General features: G+C 73.4%; 17 protein-coding genes and 1 pseudogene. 8 read left to right on the top strand and 10 right to left on the bottom strand.

Annotation, left to right across the window (positions count from 1 at the left end):
* Positions 1–96: 96 nt before the first annotated feature.
* A complete protein-coding gene (locus IE153_RS26940; protein ID WP_189592393.1) occupies positions 97–1,440 on the bottom strand; it encodes a helix-turn-helix domain-containing protein in 1,344 nt (447 codons plus the stop codon).
* A 129-nt stretch (positions 1,441–1,569) separates the two neighbouring features.
* Here IE153_RS26940 and IE153_RS26935 point away from each other — a divergent pair, with 129 nt between their 5' ends.
* On the top strand, positions 1,570–1,722 hold the full coding sequence (locus IE153_RS26935) for a hypothetical protein (RefSeq protein WP_189592392.1): 153 nt from the start codon (positions 1,570–1,572) through the stop codon (positions 1,720–1,722).
* A gap of 216 nt (positions 1,723–1,938) precedes the next feature.
* Positions 1,939–2,655 carry an ATP-binding protein gene (locus IE153_RS42600; protein WP_308432209.1) on the top strand — a complete coding sequence of 239 codons (717 nt, stop codon included), beginning with the start codon at positions 1,939–1,941 and terminating at the stop codon, positions 2,653–2,655.
* Between the two features lie 190 nt (positions 2,656–2,845).
* Here the strand turns inward: IE153_RS42600 and IE153_RS26920 are convergent, their stop codons facing one another.
* From IE153_RS26920 to IE153_RS26890, 6 genes are all read right to left on the bottom strand, one after another.
* Positions 2,846–3,358, bottom strand: a complete 513-nt coding sequence (locus IE153_RS26920) for a hypothetical protein (protein WP_229829185.1) — start codon at positions 3,356–3,358, stop codon at positions 2,846–2,848.
* Positions 3,359–3,453: 95 nt separating this feature from the next.
* The gene (locus tag IE153_RS26915; protein ID WP_189592391.1) at positions 3,454–4,845 is read right to left on the bottom strand and encodes an extracellular solute-binding protein; all 1,392 of its coding nucleotides are present in this window, start codon (positions 4,843–4,845) and stop codon (positions 3,454–3,456) included.
* Positions 4,845–7,745: a substrate-binding domain-containing protein gene (locus IE153_RS41800; protein ID WP_229829184.1), complete on the bottom strand. Its 2,901-nt coding sequence runs from the start codon at positions 7,743–7,745 to the stop codon at positions 4,845–4,847. Before IE153_RS41800 ends, IE153_RS26915 begins: the two co-directional genes overlap by 1 nt.
* 3 nt (positions 7,746–7,748) lie before the next feature.
* On the bottom strand, positions 7,749–8,084 hold the full coding sequence (locus IE153_RS26900; RefSeq protein ID WP_229829183.1) for an effector-associated constant component EACC1: 336 nt from the start codon (positions 8,082–8,084) through the stop codon (positions 7,749–7,751).
* Positions 8,085–8,199: 115 nt separating this feature from the next.
* Entirely contained in the window at positions 8,200–9,261 is a 1,062-nt protein-coding gene (locus tag IE153_RS26895) for a hypothetical protein (protein WP_189592389.1), read from the bottom strand.
* 65 nt (positions 9,262–9,326) lie between these two features.
* Complete coding sequence (locus IE153_RS26890; protein ID WP_229829182.1) at positions 9,327–10,664, bottom strand: PP2C family protein-serine/threonine phosphatase; 1,338 nt, start codon at positions 10,662–10,664, stop codon at positions 9,327–9,329.
* A gap of 120 nt (positions 10,665–10,784) precedes the next feature.
* Here IE153_RS26890 and IE153_RS26885 point away from each other — a divergent pair, with 120 nt between their 5' ends.
* The gene (locus tag IE153_RS26885; protein WP_185008605.1) at positions 10,785–11,225 is read left to right on the top strand and encodes a hypothetical protein; all 441 of its coding nucleotides are present in this window, start codon (positions 10,785–10,787) and stop codon (positions 11,223–11,225) included.
* Positions 11,226–11,382: 157 nt separating this feature from the next.
* Positions 11,383–12,351, top strand: a complete 969-nt coding sequence (locus tag IE153_RS26880; RefSeq protein ID WP_229829181.1) for a hypothetical protein — start codon at positions 11,383–11,385, stop codon at positions 12,349–12,351.
* Here IE153_RS26880 and IE153_RS26875 read toward each other — a convergent pair.
* Positions 12,248–13,594, bottom strand: coding sequence for an aminotransferase-like domain-containing protein (locus IE153_RS26875; RefSeq protein ID WP_189592387.1), 1,347 nt, complete (start codon positions 13,592–13,594; stop codon positions 12,248–12,250). The two genes, IE153_RS26880 and IE153_RS26875, sit on opposite strands and share 104 nt — an antisense overlap.
* Before the next feature lie 79 nt (positions 13,595–13,673).
* On the opposite strand from IE153_RS26875, the gene IE153_RS26870 reads away from it, so the two are divergent.
* Positions 13,674–14,483: an alpha/beta fold hydrolase gene (locus IE153_RS26870; protein WP_189592386.1), complete on the top strand. Its 810-nt coding sequence runs from the start codon at positions 13,674–13,676 to the stop codon at positions 14,481–14,483.
* Between the two features lie 43 nt (positions 14,484–14,526).
* Positions 14,527–15,528 carry an endonuclease/exonuclease/phosphatase family protein gene (locus IE153_RS26865; RefSeq protein WP_229829180.1) on the top strand — a complete coding sequence of 334 codons (1,002 nt, stop codon included), beginning with the start codon at positions 14,527–14,529 and terminating at the stop codon, positions 15,526–15,528.
* Between the two features lie 73 nt (positions 15,529–15,601).
* Here the strand turns inward: IE153_RS26865 and snpA are convergent, their stop codons facing one another.
* Positions 15,602–16,306: a snapalysin gene (gene snpA, locus IE153_RS26860; RefSeq protein ID WP_189592384.1), complete on the bottom strand. Its 705-nt coding sequence runs from the start codon at positions 16,304–16,306 to the stop codon at positions 15,602–15,604.
* A 171-nt stretch (positions 16,307–16,477) separates the two neighbouring features.
* Here snpA and IE153_RS26855 point away from each other — a divergent pair, with 171 nt between their 5' ends.
* Positions 16,478–17,437 carry a LysR family transcriptional regulator gene (locus IE153_RS26855; RefSeq protein WP_189592383.1) on the top strand — a complete coding sequence of 320 codons (960 nt, stop codon included), beginning with the start codon at positions 16,478–16,480 and terminating at the stop codon, positions 17,435–17,437.
* Between the two features lie 46 nt (positions 17,438–17,483).
* On the opposite strand, the gene IE153_RS26850 is transcribed toward IE153_RS26855, so the two are convergent.
* Entirely contained in the window at positions 17,484–19,580 is a 2,097-nt protein-coding gene (locus IE153_RS26850; RefSeq protein WP_189592382.1) for a PhoX family protein, read from the bottom strand.
* Positions 19,581–19,859: 279 nt separating this feature from the next.
* Here IE153_RS26850 and IE153_RS26845 point away from each other — a divergent pair.
* Positions 19,860–20,721, top strand: a pseudogene (locus IE153_RS26845) (VWA domain-containing protein); the annotation flags it as partial.

Genomic DNA, 20,721 nt, shown 5'->3' with positions numbered 1-20,721 from the left:
CCCGCCCCGGTCGTTCACATCCCGGGTGGGAGGCTAACCCGCACGGCTGTGCGAGGGCCCTGGTTTCTCACAGCGGGGGCTGTGCGGGCGGCTTTCTCACAGCGGCGGCTGTGCGGGCGCGGGCCCGAGGGTGGTGGTGCCGGGGGCCGTGCGGTGCCCGAGGCCCGTCCGGTAGGCGTCCAGGGCCGCCTCCACCCGCCCGGTGCGCCGCAGCAGGTCCCCCAGCAGCCGGCACAGATCGGCCAGGTCACCGGCGGCGCCCGCCCGTTCCAGCAGGCTCAGGGCGCGGACGTAGTGCTCCTCGGCGTCCTCCGTGCGCTGGGCGTCCTCGGCGATGATGCCGAGCAGGCGGTGCGCGGCGGCGGAGTGGACGGCGCCGCGTTCGGGGGACAGGTGCCCGAGGACGTCGTGCAGCAGGGCCGCCGCCTCGTCGGACCGGCCGCGCCGGTGCAGCACGTCGGCCAGCTCCACGGCGACCTGGCTGCTGTAGAGCGCGGCGCGTCTGGCCGACAGCATGCCGAGGGCCTGCCGCAGTTCCTCCTCGGCGCGTTCCAGCCGGCCGTCCTGGGCGTAGACGTAGCCGCGCATCCAGTGGCAGTTGGCGAGCTCGGTGCGGATCTGCAGGGTCCGGTACAGCTCGGCGGCCTTGGCCAGGGAGGCGTCGGCCTCGGCGAGACGGCCCTCGGCGACCAGGGTGCGGGCGACGGACCGGTGCATGCGGGCGACCAGGGCGGGGTCGTCGGACCGGGGGGCGAGGGCCAGGGCGAACTCGGCGGCCTGGGCGGCCCGGGCGTGCGCGCCCATGTCCATGTAGGGGCCGATGGCGCTGGCGTAGAGCAGGAGAAGGGCGTCCGGGTCGTGCAGGCCGCCGCGGTTGAGTTCGTCGAGGGTGGTCTCCAACAGATAGACGGCGTAGCGGAGTTCACCGGCGAGGTAGTGGGCCACGGCCCGGCCGCGCAGGGCCGGGACGCGGGCGGGCAGCGGGGCGCCGGCCAGACATTCCTCGGCCCGCTCGAAGTACTGCCGGCCGGCCACGAGCTCGCCCGTCTCCAGGGCGCACTCGCCGAGCCCGAGCAGCGCGGCGGACTGCTCCGCGGCCAGGTGGTTCGCCTCGGCCTCGCCGAGCAGCTCGGCGTACTGCTCGGCCGCCGCCTCGGCCTCGCCGACGGCGAGGGTGCGCCGGGCCTCGGTCAGCCGCAGCCGCAGTCCGGTGACGAGCCGGGCGGAGTGCCCGCCGGCGAGCTCGTCGAAGGCGACGCCGAGGCGCTCCGCGAGATGCCGCAGGGCGTCGTCCGAGGGGCGCACCCGGCCGGACTCCAGGGTGGAGATGTAGGCCGGTGTGTACACGGGTTCAGCCAACTGCCGCTGCGTCAGTCCGCGTTCCACACGCAACCGCTGCACCCGGCGGCCGATGGTCCCCGGATCATCACGCTCCCCCACGCCAACTCCCCCTGTGCCTCTTGCCGTTCGGCCGGTGCTGCCCCTAGGTTAAACGGAGTGTTAAGCCGCATTGTCGAACGTGCTTAACACGTTGCCGCCGTAAGTCGCCGCCCCAGTTGCGAGGTCGCCGTGCTCGAACGCACACGCACCGCCGAGCGGTACGCCCGAGGCTTCACCGCAGCGCTCGTCGCCGTGGCGACCCTACTGCTCGCGGCGAACGCGGGCCCGGCGAGGGCGGAGACACCACAGGCCGGGCCGCGAACGGTCGCCGACTCCCGCTGAGCACTGGGGCATAGCCCGAAATACGTTGTTCATCCGTGTGTGAGTGGAGTGCTCAAGCCTGCACGGGCAATCTTGGAGGCCCATTCGGGCGTGTTGTCTCGAGCATGTCGGTGTGAGGGATCTTGGACCAGATCCAGCCGACCTTTCGGGTGGGCGGGTGGATGCACGGCGGCCTGCACCACTGACGATCGGGTTGGGGTTCACTTCGCCCGACAGTTGACTCTGCGCAACAACGGCGTCGTCGACGAGGACTTCGTCTACGACAACGCCGGGCGCCTCACCAAGACCCGCGGCTTCGCCTACACCTACGACGCCGACGGCCGTACGGCCACCATGGTCGCCGACTCGAAGACCACCAGCTACACGTACGACGCGGAGGCGAACCTCACCCGCAGCACACTGCCCAACCCCCTGATCGAGGACCGGGCCTACGACGCCGCCGCTCGGCTGACGTCCGTCACCTCCACGAAAGCCGGGGCGGTGGTCACCAAGACCGAGCAAACCCAGGACGCTGACCGAGAACCCAGTGCAGCATGCGCGAAGGCTCGGGTGAGGGCCGGTGTCGTTCACGATCCACGGCGGCACCTGCGTCGCATCCTCAGGGCGTATCTCGCCGCCTGGGAGATGCCCGAACTGTGCGACTCCGCCTCGCTCGCCCTCACCGAGCTGGTCGCGAACGTCGTACGCCATACGCCCGACCGGCGCGCCGCGGTGCTGGTGCTGCGGCGGCCGGACGGGCGGGGACTGCGCGTGGAGGTCACGGACACGTGCCCGCGACCGCCGCTGTCCACAGCGGTGGACGAACTCGCCGAGGAAGGGCGCGGCGTGCTGATCGTCGACGCCGTCACGGGCCGGTGGGGGTGGGATCCGCTCCCCCACCGGCCCGGGAAGACCGTCTGGTTCGAATGTGACGCGCTCAAAGAATTCGGTTAGCGCACATTCCCGCGAGAGCGAATACAGCGCCACCCGAAGTAGAGAATTCCAGCTGCGCCGACGGCGGCGCCTGCCGCGCACACCACCGTCGCCCACGTCGCCATGTCCTGGGTGATCCACAGCAGACTCACCGCGACCAGCGCCACGGAGAACAGCAGTCGTTCTCCATGGCCCGGGCCGCGGCGGCCGGTCAGTCCCTGTTGGCCGTGCACTTGTAGGTCACGCCCTTCATCTTGATGTCGCGCCATCCCACCTTCACCGACGCGTCGGCTGGGGCGACATCGGTTCCCCCGCCGCCGCCGCTTTCCTTCCGGCAGTAGTAGCCGAGCGCATCGAGCTTCTTGATGTCACTCATGGCCTGGTACTTCTTGTACGACGCGATCATGGCGGCCCGCTTTTCCGCAGGCGTGGCCTCCTTCGCCTTCGTGTAGGCGTAGCACCCGATGCTGGCGCCGATCCCCACCCACGAGGCGCCCTTGGCCAGGGCCTTGGTCAGGCCCGCCGCGCCGCTGCCGATCCCCAGGACCGCGCAGATCTCGTCCGCTCCGGCGCGCAGTTCCGGCTGCGCCGGAGCCGCCTGTGCGGCCTGTGCTCCGACACCGCACAGCGCGCCGGTCATGGCGAAGGCGATGACAGAAGAAATTCCCTTGCTTCGTACGCTCACGAAGTCCGTCCCCGTTTTATTGAGTTGCATGCGTTGCATGAATTGCATGGTCAGTGCGAAATCGACGTTACCTACGGGGGCAGGCCTTCGCAATGGAGGAATTGTGAACATCATCGGGAGGAAATCCAACCGAGTTAACCGGGTAAAACCTTGCTCAATGCCTCGTCAAGATTCTTCGCCACCTGCACGTCACCCACCGAGTGCGGGACGTACAGGGCGTCCAGTTCCGTGATGAGGGTCTGTGTGACGGCGCCGTACAGAGGCGTGCGAGGACGCTGAACGGCCTCGCTCAGGGCGGGCAGCAGGATGTCCCGGGAGTAGCTGAGGCCGCCCGCCAGCCGGTCGGGTGCCTTGAGTTCGGCGCTCTCGCCGGTGGGGGACGCCGAGGCGCTCTCGGAGTACGCGGCGGCGTGCCGGCACTCCGGGGTGCTGCCGGCAGCCCGGTAGGCCGACGTGCGGGTCGCGGCGAACCCGGCGCGCAGCAGGCAGCGTTCACTGTCCGGGTCGGTCAGGAACGCGATCAGCTCGGCGGCCTTCGCGGCGCGCTGCTCGGAGGTGGAGGAGGTGACGGCCAGGTTCTGGCCCCCGAGCACCGCCTTGCCGGGCAGCCGGGTCACACCGAGGTTCCCCTTGAACGTCTCGTACAGGGCCGGGTAGACGTACGGCCAGTGCCGCAGGAAGGTCGTGCGGCCCTCCGCGAACGCGCTGAGCGACTCGGCCTCGCGGGACCCGGTGGCCTCCCCGGACATGTACGACGACGCCGTGCGCTCCCGCAGTTCGGCCACCCCGGCCGTCAACTGCGCCTCGTCGGCGGCGTACCGCCCGTCCCGGTCGGTCAGCGCGAAGTCCGGGACGGCCGAGGCGAACGCCTCGATCGCGTTGACCGTTCGGCCCTCGTAGGCGGCGAGCTGCGTGGTCCACCCGTCCTCGTACCCCTCGGACTTCGGACGGTCGTTGACGACGTCGATGAGCTGCCGCAGGACGTCCCAGGTGACGCCGCGGCCCAACTCGGTCCGGTAGGTGCCGGCCTTCCGCAGGTGGTCCTTGCGGTAGTACAGCAGGCCCACATCACTGTTGAAGGGAACGGCGTACCGCTTTCCGTCCCAGAACGACGTGCTGTCGACGGACCGGATGATGTCGCCGGGCGCTTTCACCGCCGCGCCGGTCAGCGGGCGGATCAGGCCGGCGGCGGCGAACTCCGGGATCCAGGTCACGTCCAGGTTCACCACGTCGTACTCCGCCCCGCCCGACTGGAGCGCGCCGAGCAGCTGGCTGCGCTGCTGGTCGGCGGAGCCGGGGAGTTCCACCAGGCGGGCACGGTAGCCGTGTTCGCCCTCCTTGGCGTTCCAGGCGTCGATGAGCTGCTGGCGGATGCCGTTCTTCCCGGTGACGTCCTGGCCGCTGGCCACCACGATCCGGGGCGGGTCGGCGTCCTGCGGCCGCTCCCGGGCGTCCGTGCCGGTGCAGGAGGTGAGCGCGAGCAGGGACAGCAGCGACAGTGCGGCGGCCGTCAGACGGCGGGCCATCATTCCTCCCCCATTCCGGTGCGGGCGACCTCGTCGTGCAGGGCGGGCACGAGGTCGTCCCCGACGTCCAGGCAGCGGCCCCGGCCGGCCTCGGCGACGCGCGGGGCGGGGCGGCCCTGGTCGCAGCCGGAGCTGCTCAGGGACACCATGGCCACCGGCGCGCCCGCGGCGCGGGCCCGGTCGAGGACGTCCTCGAGGGCCTTGCCGGTCAGGCGTCCGTCGTCCTCGCCGTCGGTGAGGTACACGATCAGCTGCGGCCGCTCGTCGGTGCCGCGCTCCCGCATGAACTCCAGGGCGTCCCGCAGGGCCCCGGACGGATCGGCCTCCGCGTCCCGCACCTCGGCCTTGTCCAGGGCCCGTTCGGCAGCGGAGCGCTCGTGCGTGCCGAAGGGCAGAAGCGCGGAGTGCGTACGGTCGCCGGTGCCGTGCACCGCCCACACGCCGTACTCGTCCTCCCCGCCGAGCCCGGGCAGGGTCTGCTTCAGGATGCCGGGGCCGCCGCTGGAGCCGTCCCACCGGCCGGCCATCGAGCCGGAGCTGTCGAGCAGGAACAGGACGCGGCCTGGGCCGTGCGCGTTGCCGTATCGCTCCAGTGCCCGATCCATCGTCGCGGGGTCGGCCCGCCGGGCCGGGCGGACGGACTCGGCGAGCCCCTCGGGGGCGGACGCCGCGTCGAGCAGGCCGCGTTCACCGGTCGCGGACCTGAAGCCGTGCTCGCCGAGCACCGCCCGGCCGCCCGTCCCGGTCAGCCAGGTGCGGAAGCGGTCCACCGCGTCGTCCCGCGCCTCGGCGTCCCGGTCGCCGTCCTCCCAGCGCACCCGCACGAACGCCGGTTCCAGACCGGGCACGTCGTCGGGGTAGGCGGCGACGCGCGGGACACGGGTGGCCGGGTGGCAGCCGAGGCCCGTCTTCAGCAGGAACTCCGGTACCAGGGCCGTGCTGCGGCCGTCCACCGCGTGGTCGCCGGGCAGCGTGCACAGCAGCCGCGCGGCCGAGGGCTCGGGCCGTGCGGTCCGGGCGAGGCGCTGCTCGGCGGCGCGTGCGTCGGCCGCGCCGCGCGCCCCGGGCCTGTCGCCGTACAGGGCCATGGTCGCCAGCAGCGCCGAGTCGGTGGACTCCGGGTCGGAGCGGTGCAGTTCCGTCGTGGCGTCGGCCTGTTCCAGGTCGTCGAGCAGCTCGGCCAGCGACCGGCCGGTGGGGTCGAGACCGGCGCCGCGTGCCTTCGGCACGGCCAGCACGACCGGCGAGTACGCGAGGGGACCGTCCTGCGGCTCCAGCCGGGCGAAGACGCGGTCCTCCCGGGCCGCGGCCGAGGTGACCCGGTCGACGTCGGCGCGGGCGGCGGGGATCCACACGTCCGGCTGCGGGCCGACGTCCCGCTGCGGGTTGTCGTCCTCGCGGGGCTGCTGCCAGGCGTCGGTCCGCTCGCCCAGCGCGGTCACCACGGCCACGGCACCCGCGCTGTTGACGGTGACGCCGCTGCGCCGGCAGCCGTCGCCGGTGGTGTTGGCGTCCGAGGTGACGTACGCGTCCGCCGCTGCTCGGATCACCGGCTCCAGGTCGGGGTCGGTGAGGACACGCAGTTCCAGGGACGGCCCGCAGAGGGCGGACTCGCCGGTCAGGGCGAGGATGCCGTAGCCACCGACGCCGGTGACGAGCAGGGCGAGCAGCACCGCCGGCACGATGCGTCCGGAGCGGGTGGCGGGCTTTCGGGCACGGGCCTTCCGGCTGCCGGCCCTCCGGGCACCGGTCCCCGGGGCATCGGCCTTCCGCTCACCGGCCTTTCCGGCACCGGTGTTCGGGGCATCGGCCTGCCGAGCACCGGCGCTCGGGACATCGGCCTCCCCGACACCAGTCTTCCGGGCACCGGCCTCCCCAGCACCGGTCTTCCGGGCACCGGCCTCCCCAGCACCGGTCTTCCGGGCACCGGGCTCCCCAGCACCAGTGCCCGGGGTACCGGCCTTCCCGGCACCGGCGTTCGGGGCACCGGCCTCCCGCCCACCAGTCTCCCCGGCACGGACCCCCGGCCCACCGGCCTCCCCAGTACCGACCTCCCGCCCACCGATCTCTCCGGCGCCGCGGGTGAGCAGAGCCCGTAATCGGGGGAGCCAGGGGTCGCCCGCAGGCGGGGGCGGGGGCGCCGCAGGACCCGCCGCCAGCAGCACGTCCGCCTCCGGGTCCCAGGGCGGTGCCAGGGCCTGTGGCCGTTGCGGATCGTCGTCCTCCGCCCGGTACTTCGCCGCGGCCATCCGCTCCTTCACCGCGGCGTACAGCCCGGAGAGCCACACCTCGCCGCCCGCGTCGAGGGCACCCGTGAGTTCGCGGGTGAAGGGTGTCGCCACGTCGGCGTCCCCGCCCAGGATGCAGCGGTTGGGCTGCACGCTCATCAGCAGCAGGATCTTGTGCTTCTTGCGCTTCGGATCGTCGAAGCGGTGCCAGATCCCCGCGGCGTTGCCCGCGTAGCAGCAGTCGAGGATCACCACCACCTGCTCGGCGTTGCTCTCGGCGAGCTCGCCCAGCACCTGGCTGAAGCTCACCGAGCCGGGCAGCCCGTGGCTCGTGAGCACCCGCGCGGTGCGCATCTGGAGGTGCAGTTCGTTGCCGGAGGTGGAGGTGACTGCGTGCCCGGCGAAGTAGAGCAGCAGCAGCCCTCTGGCCTCGCGGCAGGCGCGGCGCAGCGCGCCCGTGAAGTCGTCCGGGGCCGGCGAGGCCAGGGTCCGCACCTCGCCCGCGCCGAACACCCCGCCCCGGTGCAGCGCGTCCTCGAGTGTGGTCCGGTTGTGCCGCACGGCCGGGAGCTGACCGGCCACGCCCTGGGGATCCGGTGCCGTGTGGTCGTACTCGGACACACCGGCCAGCAGCGCCCGGTTCGCCTTGCCGCGCGGGTCGAAGCGGCTCACCGCCTACTCCCCGTCGGGGTCCAGTGGGCGGATCTGCGGATCGGGATCGCCGTCCTGCAGCCGACGGCGGTTGTTCGTCCAGGTCTTCACCGCGCGGGCGGTGTACTCGGTGAGCGCCGCGACCGTGACGACGTCACCGAGGAGTTTCAGCACGAGTTCGAGGTCGGGCCCGAGGCGTCCCGGGGTCCCGTCCGTGCCGGTTCGCTCCTCGATGCGCAGGTGCCGGCCGGAGAGCAGTTCCTCCAGCGGCTCCTCGCGCTCCAGCCACGTCTTCAGAGCTCTGACGTCGTCCACGGTCGCGCCGGCGCCCAGCCGGACGCGCACGCCTAAGACAGCCACTTGGTCCCCCTCTGTCATGCCCGACATCATGACACCGGGTCAGGCCCCGGCGGCAGACCCGTGACGTCACCGGCGAAAGCGATGGCACGCCCCCTTCACGCCACGCGCACACGGCTCAGCCCTGGGTCTGCAACTGCCTCAGCTGGCGCTGCACATGGTCCAGTGCTCCTTCGCGCCGCCCGGGCACCCGCCCGCGCAACGCGGCGAGCGCTGCTCCCAGTTCACGGGCGGGGGCGGTGTCGTGGACCTGGCCCCACTGGTGGTGGGCCCGGTCCACGGCGGCCTCGACGGCGGGGGCGTCCGGCGCCTGCCCGGCGTTCAGACGGGCGGTGGCGATCATCAGCCAGGTGCGGCAGCTGCGGGCGGCGTCCCCGGCGAACATCGCCAGGTCGGCCCGTACCTCGGCCCAGTGCAGGGCCTCTTCGGACGCGGGCCCGTGCGCGGCGACGGCGGCCTGCTCGTGCCGGGCGGCGAGCGCGTCGGCGTCCGGGTGCCGGCCGGCCTGGACGGCGGCGGAGATGGCGGCGTGCGGATCCCCGCCCGTCGGGCCGGGCGTGCTCAACACCAGGTCCGTGCCCGCGCTCTCCGGCGCGATCCGGGTCAGCGCCTGCTGGTGCAACTGCTCGACGGGCGGCCGGAATCCGCTGCGCAGGATCGTCGCGACGGCCTTCATGTACGCCGGGGCCGCGACCGTGCGTCTGGAGGGCGGGGGCGCGATGCGACCGTGAACGGCGTTGCCGCGCCCCGAGTCCAGCGGGGTGCTCCGCAGCAGCTCCCAGGTCTCGGCGTCGGCGTGCAGGTCGAGCAGGAGGGTCGTGGCGCCGGCCGGCCTGAGCCGCAGTTCCTCCCGGAACCAGTGCCAGGGGAAGGCCGTGTAGCGGGCGGTGGAGGCGGTGGTGCGGGCCAGCGCGAGGTGGGGCAGGCGCTGCCGGCGGTCGAGCTGGAGCTGCCCGGCGACGTACACGGTGAGGGGCCCGGGGGCCGCGGCTGCGGCGCGCAGCCGGGTGAGGACGGCCTGCGGCTCCAGCGGGTCGGCGAGTTCGACGACGTTCGCGGTGTCGGTGCCGGACAGCACCGCGGGCGCCACGGCGGCGAGGACGGGGAGCACCGAGGCGGCGTCCACCAGGCGCCCCCTGCCCACCGGCGAGGCCGCCAGCAGCAGCACGGTTCCGGGCATGGCCCCACCCCCTGTGTCGATCACGTACGTCAGCACCGTAACCGCTGCGGCTGCAAAGGAGGGTCTCAGGACCGCAAACGTCCGCCTTCGGGGGCTTCGCCCCCGGGTCCGCTCCCGGGTCCGCCGCCGGGTCTGCTCCCGGGTCCGCCGCCGGGTCCGCCGCCGGGCCTGCTCCCGGGTCCGCCGCCGGGTCGGCCCCCGGCTCCGCCGCCGCGTCCGCCCCCGGATCCACCCCCGGGTCTCCTGCGGACGGCGAACACCGTGGTGTCGTCGCCCAGGCGCCCGCCGCCGTGCCGCAGTGTGCCGTCCCGTACGAAGGCGGCGAGGCGGGCCGGTTCGGCGGTGCCGGGGTCCTCGGCTACGGCCCGGGTCACCTCGTGGGCGAGCGGATAGAACGCGCCGGTGCCGTCACGGGCCTCGGTCACGCCGTCCGTCACCAGCAGCAGCGTCTCGTCGGCGGCGACCCGCCACCGCCGGGTCCGGGGCGGCCCGGGCGCGAGGTCCCGGCAGCCGAGCGGCAGCCCGGCCCCGGCCGACAGGGTGCGTACCCCGCCCGGCCCGACGGCGAGCGGCGGCTCGTGCCCGAACAGCAGGACGTCCACCGCCTCCCCCTCGTCGTCGGGGAAGGCGAGCAGGACGGCCGTGGCGAACCGGTCGCCGTCGGAGCGGCCCAGGGCGACGGTGTGCCCGCGGTGCCGGACCATCCGCGTCTCCAGCCGTTCGGCGACCGTCACCAGCTCCGTCTCGTGGTACGCGGCCTCACGGAACGTGCCGAGCAGCGCGGCCGCCGCCTCCACCGCCCCCAGGCCCTTGCCCTGCACGTCGCCGAGCAGCACCCGGGTGCCGTGCGGGCCGGGCTGGATGTCGTAGAAGTCGCCGCCGACGCGGGCTTGGGCGTCGGCGGTGAGGTACACACCGGCGTGGTCGAGGCCGCCCCAGCCGGGCGGCAGCGGGCGCAGCACGGTACGGCGGACGGTGTCGGCGACGTCGCTCATGTGCAGCGCGCGGTTCTCGTCGCGCACGCGGATCGCGCAGGCCAGGGTGGCGAGGATGCCGCCGAGGGCGACGAGGACGAAGTCGGCGCGGCCCGCCCGGTATTCGTGCGGCCAGGCGCTGTCGGCGACGACGTACGTCACCAGGGAGAGGACGGCGAAGAGGGCCGTGCCCCACACCCCGCAGATCGAGGCGGCGATGGCCGGCACCAGCACGATCCAGGAGATCATGCGGAACTCGCCGATGGTGTGGTAGTCGGCCACGGCGATGGCGACGAGCAGCAGCAGCGGCGGCACCCAGGCCACGCTGCGGCCCCGCACCCGCAGCAGCTCCTGCCGCCGCACGACGTCACGGCGCCCGGCCCGCGCGTGCCGGACGAGCGGGCCGTGCCCCTCGCGGTGGCGGCTCACGGCCCCAGCGAAACACGGGCCCGCAGCGGCCGCATCCCGTTCCCCCGTACCGCCGACTTGCCAGGGGCTGCCCGCAGGTGTGCCCTGGATCCAGGGGCAGGGACAGAGAGGAGAGCTGTCATGGCTCATGCGGCACCCGCCTCACGCAGGATGATCACGCCACGGCGCCGGCCCGACGTCTTCGGCGCGCGGACCCACCTCGCCGTGAAGGTGGGCCTGCCCATCGTGCTCGGGCTCACCTACGGCTACTGGGCCGCGGCCATCCGGCGCGACGCCGGGCCCATCACGGGCTGGAACCTGCTGTTCGGGTTCGTCACGGCGCTCGTGTTCGCCGTGCTGTTCGCCGCCGTGTGCGCGGTGGCGCCGCTGCTGCGCCGCGAACTGCACGCGGTGTGCTGGTTCGTCTTCGCGGGCGGTGCGACCGGCTTCCTGTACAGCCAGTCCGGTGCGTCCGTGCTCAGCTCCAGCGGCCTGGGGCTCGCGGTGGGGGCGAGCGTCCTCGCGATGGTGTTCTACCGCTACTACACGCACGAGGACGCCGCGGGCCGGCGCATCGGCTGAGGTCGGAAGGGGGCCGGGGCACCCGTTCGGGGGAGCCCGGCACCGGGGGCGGCCGGCGCCGCTTCTCGCAGGTGGAGTGCCCATCGGCGCGGCGGACGGGTCGGCGGAGGGCGTCGCAGCGCTCGCGGGCCCGGCCCGGGGCCCGTTGCCTGGAAGGGTGTCCGAGCGCGACCTGGCGCCCCGACCGGAGAAGGCGCCCCCACGAGCGCGGAACGCCCTGTCGGCCGTTCTGCTCACCCTCGCGTGCCTGCTCGTGCCGTTCGGGGCGCTCGCGTCCTGGGCGGCCCACGGGCTCACCGACACCGGCCGCTACGTGCGGACGATGGCGCCGCTCGCGGCCGACCCGGACGTGCGGCGCGCGGTCGCGGACGCCATGGGGGAGGGCGTCATGCGGCAGGCCGGGCGCGAGGTCGACACCGGCCCGCTGCGCGGGGCGGTCGGGCCCTTCGTGCACGACGCGGCCCGTTCCTTCACCCGCACCGAGGCCTACCGCGCGGCCTGGGACGCGGCGAACCGGGCCGTGCACGACGCGGTGCTGCGCGCCCTGCGCGACGACGGGACCCGCGGAGCCCCGGTCACCGTCGACGCCGCTCCCGTCATCGCCCGGGTCAAGCAGCAATTCTCCGACGACCACGTGCCGTTCGCCCATCGCATCCCGGTCACGCACACGCGGATCCCGGTGCTTCCGGCCGAGGACGTGGACCGACTGCGCAAGGGGTACCACGTGCTGGACACCGCCGCCTTCTGGCTGCCGCTCGCCGCCGCCGTCCTCGCGGTCGCCGCGATCGCCGTCGCCGCGTGCCGCCGCCGCGCGGTCACCGCCCTCGGGCTGGGCACGGCCCTGGGCGGCGCGCTGCTGGTCCTCGCCGTGGCGATCGGCCGCCGCCTCACCCTCGCCGACCTGCCCGACGCCCTGCACCGCCCGGCCGCGGGCGCGGTCTACGACGCCCTCACCGCCACCCTGCGCACGGTGTCCTGGCTGCTGTGCCTGCTGGGCCTGGCGGTGGCGGCCGGCGCCTGGGTCACGGGCCGGTACGGTCCCCGGCTCGCCGCGCGGCGACATGGGCGAGGGTCCGCAGTGCCCGTCGCAGATCAGGTTCCGGAGCCGACGCGAGCCCGAGCCTGACGGCATCGGGCGTGTGCCCGGGGGCGACGGCGAAGGCGGGGCCGGGTGTGACGGCGATGCCGTGGGCCGCGGCGGCGGCCGTGAAGGTGTCCGCGCGCCACGGCGCGGGCAGCTCCCACCAGGCGAAGTAGGCACCCGGGTCGGACCGCACGGTGAAGCCCGCCAGTTCCTCGGCGAGGATCCGCTGCCGCCGTGCCGCGTCGGCCCGCTTGGCCGCCACCAGCCGCGCCACCGTCCCCTCGCCGGCCCATCGCACGGCCGCCTCCAGCGCGAACCGGCCCGCGCTCCAGCCGCCCGACCGCACGGCCCGGGCCACGGCGGCGACCCGGTGCGGCGGCACGACGAGGAACCCGGCGGTGAGCCCCGGGGCGACCCGCTTGGAGAGCCCGTCGACGACGTGGGTGAGGGCCGGGGCGTACGCGGCGAGCGGATCACCGGACTCCCGGAGGAAGGACCAGATGCGGTCCTCCACCACCGGCAGGTTCAGGTCGTGGACCAGCTGGGCGAGTTGCAGCAGCCGCGGCCGGGTCGTCGTCAGGGACGTCGGGTTGTGCAGGGTCGGCTGCACGTAGAGGGCGGACAGCGGCGCCGAGCGGTGCGCGGCCGCGACGGCCTCCGGGAGCAGCCCGGACGCGTCCCCGGCCAGCGGCACCAGTGTGATGCCGAGCCGCGCCGCGATCTCCTTGACCAGCGGATACGTCAGCTGCTCCACCCCGACCCGGCCGCCCGGCCGGACCAGCGAGGCCAGCACGGCGGCGATGGCCTGCCGGGCGTTGCCGGTGAACAGCAGCCGCTCCGGAGCGGGGCGCCAGCCCGGGGTGATGAGCAGCGTGGCCGCGGCCTCCCGGGCGGCCTCGGTGCCGGTGGCGGCGGCCGGTAACAGTGCCTCGGCCAGCACGTCGGGGCGCAGCAGCGGCGCGAGGACGGGGGCGAGCAGCTCCGGCTGGCCGGGCGCCGAAGGGTAGTTGAGCTCCAGGTTGACGGGGGTGGCGGCCGGGCCGGGCTCGATGAGCGCCTGCCCCGCCGGGCCGTCCGGTGCGGCCCGTACGAAGGTGCCGCGCCCGACCTCCCCGACGACCAGCCCGCGCCGCACGAGTTCGCCGTACACCCGCCCGGCCGTCGACGGGGCGATGCCCCGCCGCCGTGCGAACGCCCGCTGTGGCGGCAGCCGTTGCCCCGGCCGCAGCCGCCCGGTGGCGATGTCGTCGGCGATGCGGTCGGCGATGCGCCGGTAGTCACTCATCGACCGGTCTCCCCCTTGGATTGCACCGAGAGCAAAGATCTTATTGCACCGAGTAGTTGGGCGGCCTAGGGTCGACGCCATGGCACCCTTCCTCGCATACGAGGACAAAGGCCCCGACACGCATCGGGTACCCCTGGTTCTCGTCCACGGCCACCCCTTCGACCGCACGATGTGGGCCCCGCAGCTCCAGAGGTTCCCGGGTACCCGCCGTGTCGTCGCTCCCGACCTGCGCGGCTACGGCGCCTCCCCCACGGCCCCGGCCGTCACGGACTTCTCGGGATTCGCCCGGGACATCGAGGCCCTGCTGGACGAGCTGAAGGTGGAGTCGTTCGTCCTGGCGGGCCTGTCGATGGGCGGGCAGATCGTCATGGACTGCTACCGCCTCTTCCCCGAGCGGGTCCGCGGCCTGGTCCTCGCGGACACCTTCCCGGCGGCCGAGACCCCCGAGGGCGTGCGCACCCGCGACGCCATGGCGGACCGCCTCCTCGCCGAGGGCATGCGCGGCTACGCCGACGAGGTCCTGGAGCGGATGGTCGCCCCCTACGCCTCCGCCGAGGTCAAGGCGCACGTGCACGGCATGATGACCGCCACCGCCCCCGAGGGCGCCGCCGCGGCCCTGCGCGCCCGGGCCCGCCGCCCCGACTATGTCTCCCTGCTGCCGCGCGTCGGCGTCCCGGCCCTGGTCGTCGTGGGGGCCGACGACACCTTCACGCCCGTCTCCGACGCCCTGGCCCTGCACGCGGCCCTCCCGGACGCGGAGCTGCACATCGTCGACGGCGCGGCCCACATGCCCAACCTGGAACGGCCGGAGGTGTTCGACGCCGCGCTGGAGGAATTCCTGGCCCGGGTCGATGCCCGGCAACCTTCCTCCGCCCCGCCCCGTCTTTGAGGGAGGATTCGGGCATCCCACCACGCGAACGGAAGGCCGGGCCTTGGACACCGCCGCTGCCGAGTGGACCGCCAGGGACGACGGGCGCGAGCACCGCCCGTCCGGACGGCGGTTCGGCGCCTGGTGTGCCGGCCTGCTGTTCACGGGGGTGAGCGTGGTCGTCGGCTGCCGGGCCGCCGACAGCGACGGCATCACCCCCGTCCCCCAGTTCCTCGCCTTCCTCCCCTGGCTGCTCGTCCCCACCGCCGCCGGGCTGCTGCTCACGCTGCTGTCCCGCTGGTGGCTCGGGACGGTGTGGGGCGTGGTCCTGCTCGGCCTGCTGGCCTGGTTCATCGAGCCGTACGGCAAGGCCGACGACCCCTCGGGCCGGCCGGTCGCCGAACTGCGCGTGCTGACCTCCAACGTCGAGTTCGGCCAGGGCACCGCCTCCCTCGTCAATGCCGTCCGCCGCGAGAAACCGGACGTGGTCTTCGTGGAGGAGTGCGACTACGCATGCGACACGCTGCTGAAGCGGGACCTCTCCCCGGACTATCCGCACCGCCGGGCCGTGGAGGGCGGCGGCTCCGAGGGCTCCGTCATCCTCAGCCGCTTCCCGCTCCGGCCCACCGAGGGCGTGCGCGGCACGATGGGCATGCCCGGGGCGGTCGCCGACGTCGACGGGCACGCCGTACGGCTGCAACTCGCCCACCCCATGCCCCCGCTGCCCGGCCAGGTGGACCTCTGGCGCCGGGAGCTCGGCGCCCTGCGCGACGCGGCGCGCACCGACCCGGGCACCCCGCTGGTCCTGGCCGGCGACTTCAACGCCTCCCAGGACCACGCCGCCTTCCGCCGCATCCTCGACACCGGCCTGCGCGACGCCTCCCGCCTGGACGGCGCCGACCGCACGGCCACCTGGCCGGCCCGGACGGCACCCACGCTCGGCGCGCAGATCGACCACGTGCTGGTGTCCGAGGACTTCGGGGCGAGCCGTACCCGCATCCTGGACCTGGCCGACACCGACCACCGCGCGGTCGTCACGGACCTCACGCTCCACGAGCGCCGCTGACCCGGCGCCTCTCCGTGCACACGGATACGGCCGCCCCGCGCAGCAGCGGGGCGGCCGTATCCGTGTGGGGGGCTCAGCGGGCCGACTTCTCCAGGGCCTTGTCCATCGCCGCCGCCAGGCCGTTGACCCACAGGCGGTTGACGCGGGACCGCTCGGTCGCGTTCGGGATGGCGTTGGTGCAGGACGGGCCGGGCCCGCCGCCGGACATCAGCTCACTGCACGGGCCCGAGTAGTGGTCGGGAAGACCGAGGACGTGGCCCGTCTCGTGGGCGGTGACCCGCGTGGAGTCGTACTGCTGGTTCTGCCGGTAGTCCAGGAAGATGTAGCCGCTGCCGTGGCCGTCCGTGGAGGCGTACGAGCCGCGGGAGTCGTTGCCCTCCCGGTAGCTGAAGTCGGCCGCCGACGCGGAGCCGGACTGGAGCCGTACGTTCGACACCGAGCTGTTCCATATCTGGGTGCTGCGCGCTATCTGGGCGCTGAACGTGGGCGCGCGGGAGGCGTCGTAGACGACGGTGACGGCCGCGGTGGCACTCGGGTTCTCGGCGCGCTTCTCGGCGACGGACTCCAGGACCGCCTGGAAGAAGGCTCTGTTCGCGTCGGACTCGGCGGACCGGGCGGACTGAGCGGACTGGGCGGACTGGGCGGACTGGGACGATTCGGCGACGAACCCGGCGTGGGGCTCCGCGGCCGGGGACGCCGCGGCGGGGGCAGCCGTTCCGAGTCCGGCCATCGTGAGGCCGAGGCCGAGAACCGCCAGGGAGGACAGGGACTTTCGCATCGAGGACTCCTTGGGTGGGGTTGAGTCTCACCGGTGAGTCTCGATGCCTGTGCGGCGCCTGTGATGATGGCAACCGGCGATAGGACCGCGCTATCGGCTGCCCAATTCACCTGGTTTAGCAATGAATATGTGGCTGGTTAACGACGCGATTCCGCTTTAGCCTCACAGAGCATGGAGCTCGAGGTGAGGCACCTCCGCGCGCTGTGCGCCATAGCCGACACCGGCAGTCTGCACCGCGCCGCCCGGCAGCTGGGTGTCGCCCAGCCGTCGTTGAGCACACAACTGCGCCGCATCGAGCAGGAGCTGGGCGGACCGCTCTTCCTGCGCTCCCACACCGGCTGCCGCCCCACCCCGCTCGGCCGTCTGGTCCTGAGCCGCGCCCGTCCGCTGATGGCCGACCTGCACCTGCTGGTCACCGAGGCGAGGGCGGCGGCGTCCGGCGGCGCCGAGCTCCGCATCGGCTCTACGGCGAGCAAGGCCCTGGCGGGCTGGCTGCGCCGGCTGCGCGCCCGCGGCCAGAATCCCAGCCTCCACATGAACGTCTCGCCCAACGCCCTGCTCCGCATGGTCGCCGACGGCCAGCTCGACGTCGCCTTCGTGCACGAGGTGGAGGGCAGCCCGCTGCGCATCCCCGTGGAGCTCCGGCTGCGCGTCCTGGTGGAGCGCGAACCGCAGTGCGTGTCCCTGCCCGTCGACCATCCGGCGGCCGTGAAGCAGGAGGTCGACCTGGCCGACCTGGCCGGCGACCGCTGGATGATCGACCCCACGGTCGACGGCGAATGGGACGCCGTCCAGCGGATGTTCCGCGCTGCCCGGGTCAGCCCGCACGTCCTGCACGGCGACTACCACACGGCCGACGCCCTGGTCGCGACCGGCGAGGTGGTCACCGTCTGCCAGCCGACCCGCACCCCCCGCCCCGACATGGCGGTACGCCGCATCAAGGGCGACCCGCTCGGCGTACGGCTGCTCGCGGCCGCCCGTACGGAGACCGACCTCGACGGCGTCTACCCCGCGCTGGAGGAGGCGTACGGGGAGGTCGCCCGGCAGGCACCGGCCTACCGGGAGTGGCTGGAGCGGGAATGGCCGGCACCCGGAGGCCCTGTCAGACCCCCGAGCCCGGCCCTTCCGTGAACGGCTGTCGCCGGGCAGCTCGGACGATCGGCTGCCGCCAGGTGACTCAGACGCCGATGTCGCGCCCGTCGGCCCGCCACACGGCCACGACCGCCGGCCGGACGTACGTGCCGGCACCGTCGGGCCAGGCGCTGGCCGGCTTCTCCACGGACGCACCGTCGATCTCACCCGGGTGCTGCACGGAGACGAGGACGCGCCGGTCCTGGATGATCGGCCCGCAGGTCTCGGCACCCTTCGGCACGGTCAGGAACTGCTTGAGCTCACCGCGCCGTTCGCCCCGGGTCGCCACGCCGAACAGCCCGTCGTGCGAGCCGAGCTGGGCACCGTCGGTGGAGATCCACAGGTTGCCGTGGGGGTCGAAGGCCACGTTGTCCGGGCAGGAGATCTGACTGACGGCGTCCTTCGGGAACCCGGCGAAGTAGGTCGCGGGGTCGTCCGGGTCACCGGCGACCAGGAACAGCGACCAGGCGAACCGGGTGCTCTCGGGCCGGTTCCACCGCTCGGTGAGCTCCAGCACGTGCCCGTGCTTGTTGGCGTGGCGCGGGTTGGCCTCGTCCGCCTTGGCGTTGGAGCCGACGCCCCGGTTGGTGTTGTTGGTCAGCGCGACGTAGACCTTGCCGGTCACCGGGTTGGGCTCGATGTCCTCGGGCCGGTCCATCTTGGTCGCCCCCACCTTGTCACCGGCGAGCCGCGTGAAGACGAACACCTCCTCGGCGCTCATCCCGTCCACGTGCGAGACGGCGCCCTCGGCGGTGGCGGTGGCGAGCGGGATCCACTCGCCGCTCCCGTCGAACTCGCCGTCCTCCGGCAGCTTGCCCGTGCCGTCGATCTCCAGGGCGGGGGAGTCACCGGTGAGCTTGGCGACGTACAGCGTGCCCTCGTCGAGCAGGGAGAGGTTGTGCTCACGCACGGAACGGGAGGAGCCGCGCTTCATCCGCTTGCTGCCGACGAACTTGTAGAAGTAGTCGAACCGCTCGTCGTCGCCGGAGTACACGACCGGCCGCCCGTCGTGGGTGAGCCGCACGGTGGCCGCCTCGTGCTTGAACCGTCCGAGAGCGGTGTGCTTGCGGGGCGTGGACTCGGGGTCGTACGGATCGAACTCCACCACGTACCCGAACCGGTGCACCTCGTTCGGCTCCCGGGCGACGTCGAACCGCTGGTCGAACCGCTCCCACTTGCGCTCGGACGCCCCGGTGCCGATCCCGTAGCGCTTGTCGGTCGCCCGGCCGCTGTTGGCGAAGTACTGGTTGAAGTTCTCCTCGCCGTGCAGGGTCGTGCCCCACGGGGTGACGCCGCCGGAGCAGTTGTTGAGAGTGCCGAGCACCTTGGTGCCGGTCGGGTCGGCGGAGGTCTTCACGAGCCCGGAACCGGCGACGGGCCCGGTGAGCCGGAACGCGGTGGTGGCGGTGACCCGCCGGTTCAGCTGATGCCGGGTGACGGCGGTGAGCCTGCCGCTCCTGCGGTCCTCCTCCACCACGACGGCGGACAGCCCGTGCGCGGCCCAGGCGACCTCGACCTGCTCACGGGTCGGGTCGGCGGCGTCGTACCCGCGGAACATCAGGATCTCGTCGGTGTACTCGTGATTGGCGACGAGCAGCTGCCGGCCGCGCTCCCCGGGCAGCGGAAGCAGGGCGAGGAAGTCGCAGTTGTAGCCGAACTGCGCGGCCTGGGCCTTCGCGGTCTGCTTCTCCGGGTCGAAGGCGGGCGCACCGCGCAGGATGGGCTCGCCCCAGCGGATGACGACGTTCTGCCGGTACCCGTCCGGCACGGTCACGGCGTCGGCGGTGTTCGGCGCGACAGGCGCGAAGCGCAGTCCGCGCGCGCCCTTGTGTGTGCGCCGGGCTGCCTCGGAGGCGGCAGCGGCGGACGGGGCGCCTGTGGCCGGGGCGGCGGCGGCCCGCGGAGCCTGTACGACGCCGGCGGCACCGGCCCCCGCGGCGGCCACGGTCACCACGGCCGCGGCATGCATCATCGACCGGCGGCCGATCGCACCGGCGATCACGTCACCGACGTACTCGTTGGAGCTGGTGTTGGGCACCTCGTGGAAGCAGGCGTCACCACACCGGAAACGACAGGTCATGGCGGACCGGCCGCCGGGGTGCGAACCGGACGGTGTTCCGATCAACGGCAGCAGCTTGCGCACTTTACTCTCCCCATGGATGCCCTTGGTGTCAGCGTGACCGTAGGGGCGCATTTGTGCGACAGCCGGGCGCCCTGGTGAACAACGGTTGAACCCACGGGTGACGTACGGGGGTTGTGGCGATTCAGGGCGGCGACACCTGCGCGGGCCGGATGTCCCCTTGACAAGGTGGACCTGGCACAACAGACCCTGCCCAAGATCACACAGGAGGGCCGCTAACCTTACGTGTCCGTCCTGGCCAGGGATTGACGGGCTTCAACTCACGCGAAGGGTTGCGCGCACATGGGCATTCTCACTCGGTTGCGGAACGCGTTCGGACGATCCCGCAAGTCACAAACCGCCGAGGCGGAGGGTGCGGCGCAGACCTCGCCGACCGAACCGACGACCTCCGAGGACACTCCGACAGCACCTGCGGCGACCCCCAAGGTCCCGTCCCCCTCCCCGGAACCCACCCCGGGGCCGACCGCGAACGTCCCCGAACCTCGCGACGACGAACACGACCTCGTGTCGGCGGCCTTCGACAAGGTCGCGGTCCCACGCCCCGCCGGCTCGTCGGAGAGCGCCCCGACAGGGGAGAAGGCGCCGACTGCTGAGGGACGGACGGCTGCCGAGGAACCGACGGTCGAGGAGGAGCCGACGGCTGCTGAGGAACCGACGGTCGAGGAGAAGCCGACGGCTGCCGAGGAACCGACGGTCGCCGAGGAGCCGGACGCTGTCACGGAGTCGGCGACCGTCGAGGAGGCGGCTGCTGCCGAGGAGCCGGAGCCTGCGGAACCGGCTGTCGCGGAGAAGGCGACGGAGGCGGCGGCTTCGGCGGAGACGGAGGCTTCGGCGGAGACGGAGGCTTCGGCGGAATCGGAGGCTTCGGCGGAGACGCCGGTCGCCGAGGAGCCGACGGTGACGGACGAGGTCACGGCGGAGACGCCGGCTCCGGTGGAGAAGCCGGTCGAGGAGGCCAAGTCGACCGCGGCCGCCGAGACGGCCGAGAAGCCGGAGGTCACCCCGGCGGACGAGAAGCGGCCCGACCCCGCGGCAACGACGGACACGAAGACCGAGACAGAGCCCGAAGCCGCGCAGAAGACGGCCGAGCCGAAGGCCGCCACCAAGGCCCCGGCCACGAAGAAGACGGCCGAGCCGAAGGCAG

Source organism: Streptomyces massasporeus, from assembly GCF_014648995.1.
Classification (GTDB): Bacteria; Actinomycetota; Actinomycetes; order Streptomycetales; family Streptomycetaceae; genus Streptomyces; species Streptomyces massasporeus.
This window is presented reverse-complemented; position numbering and strand designations above follow the sequence as displayed.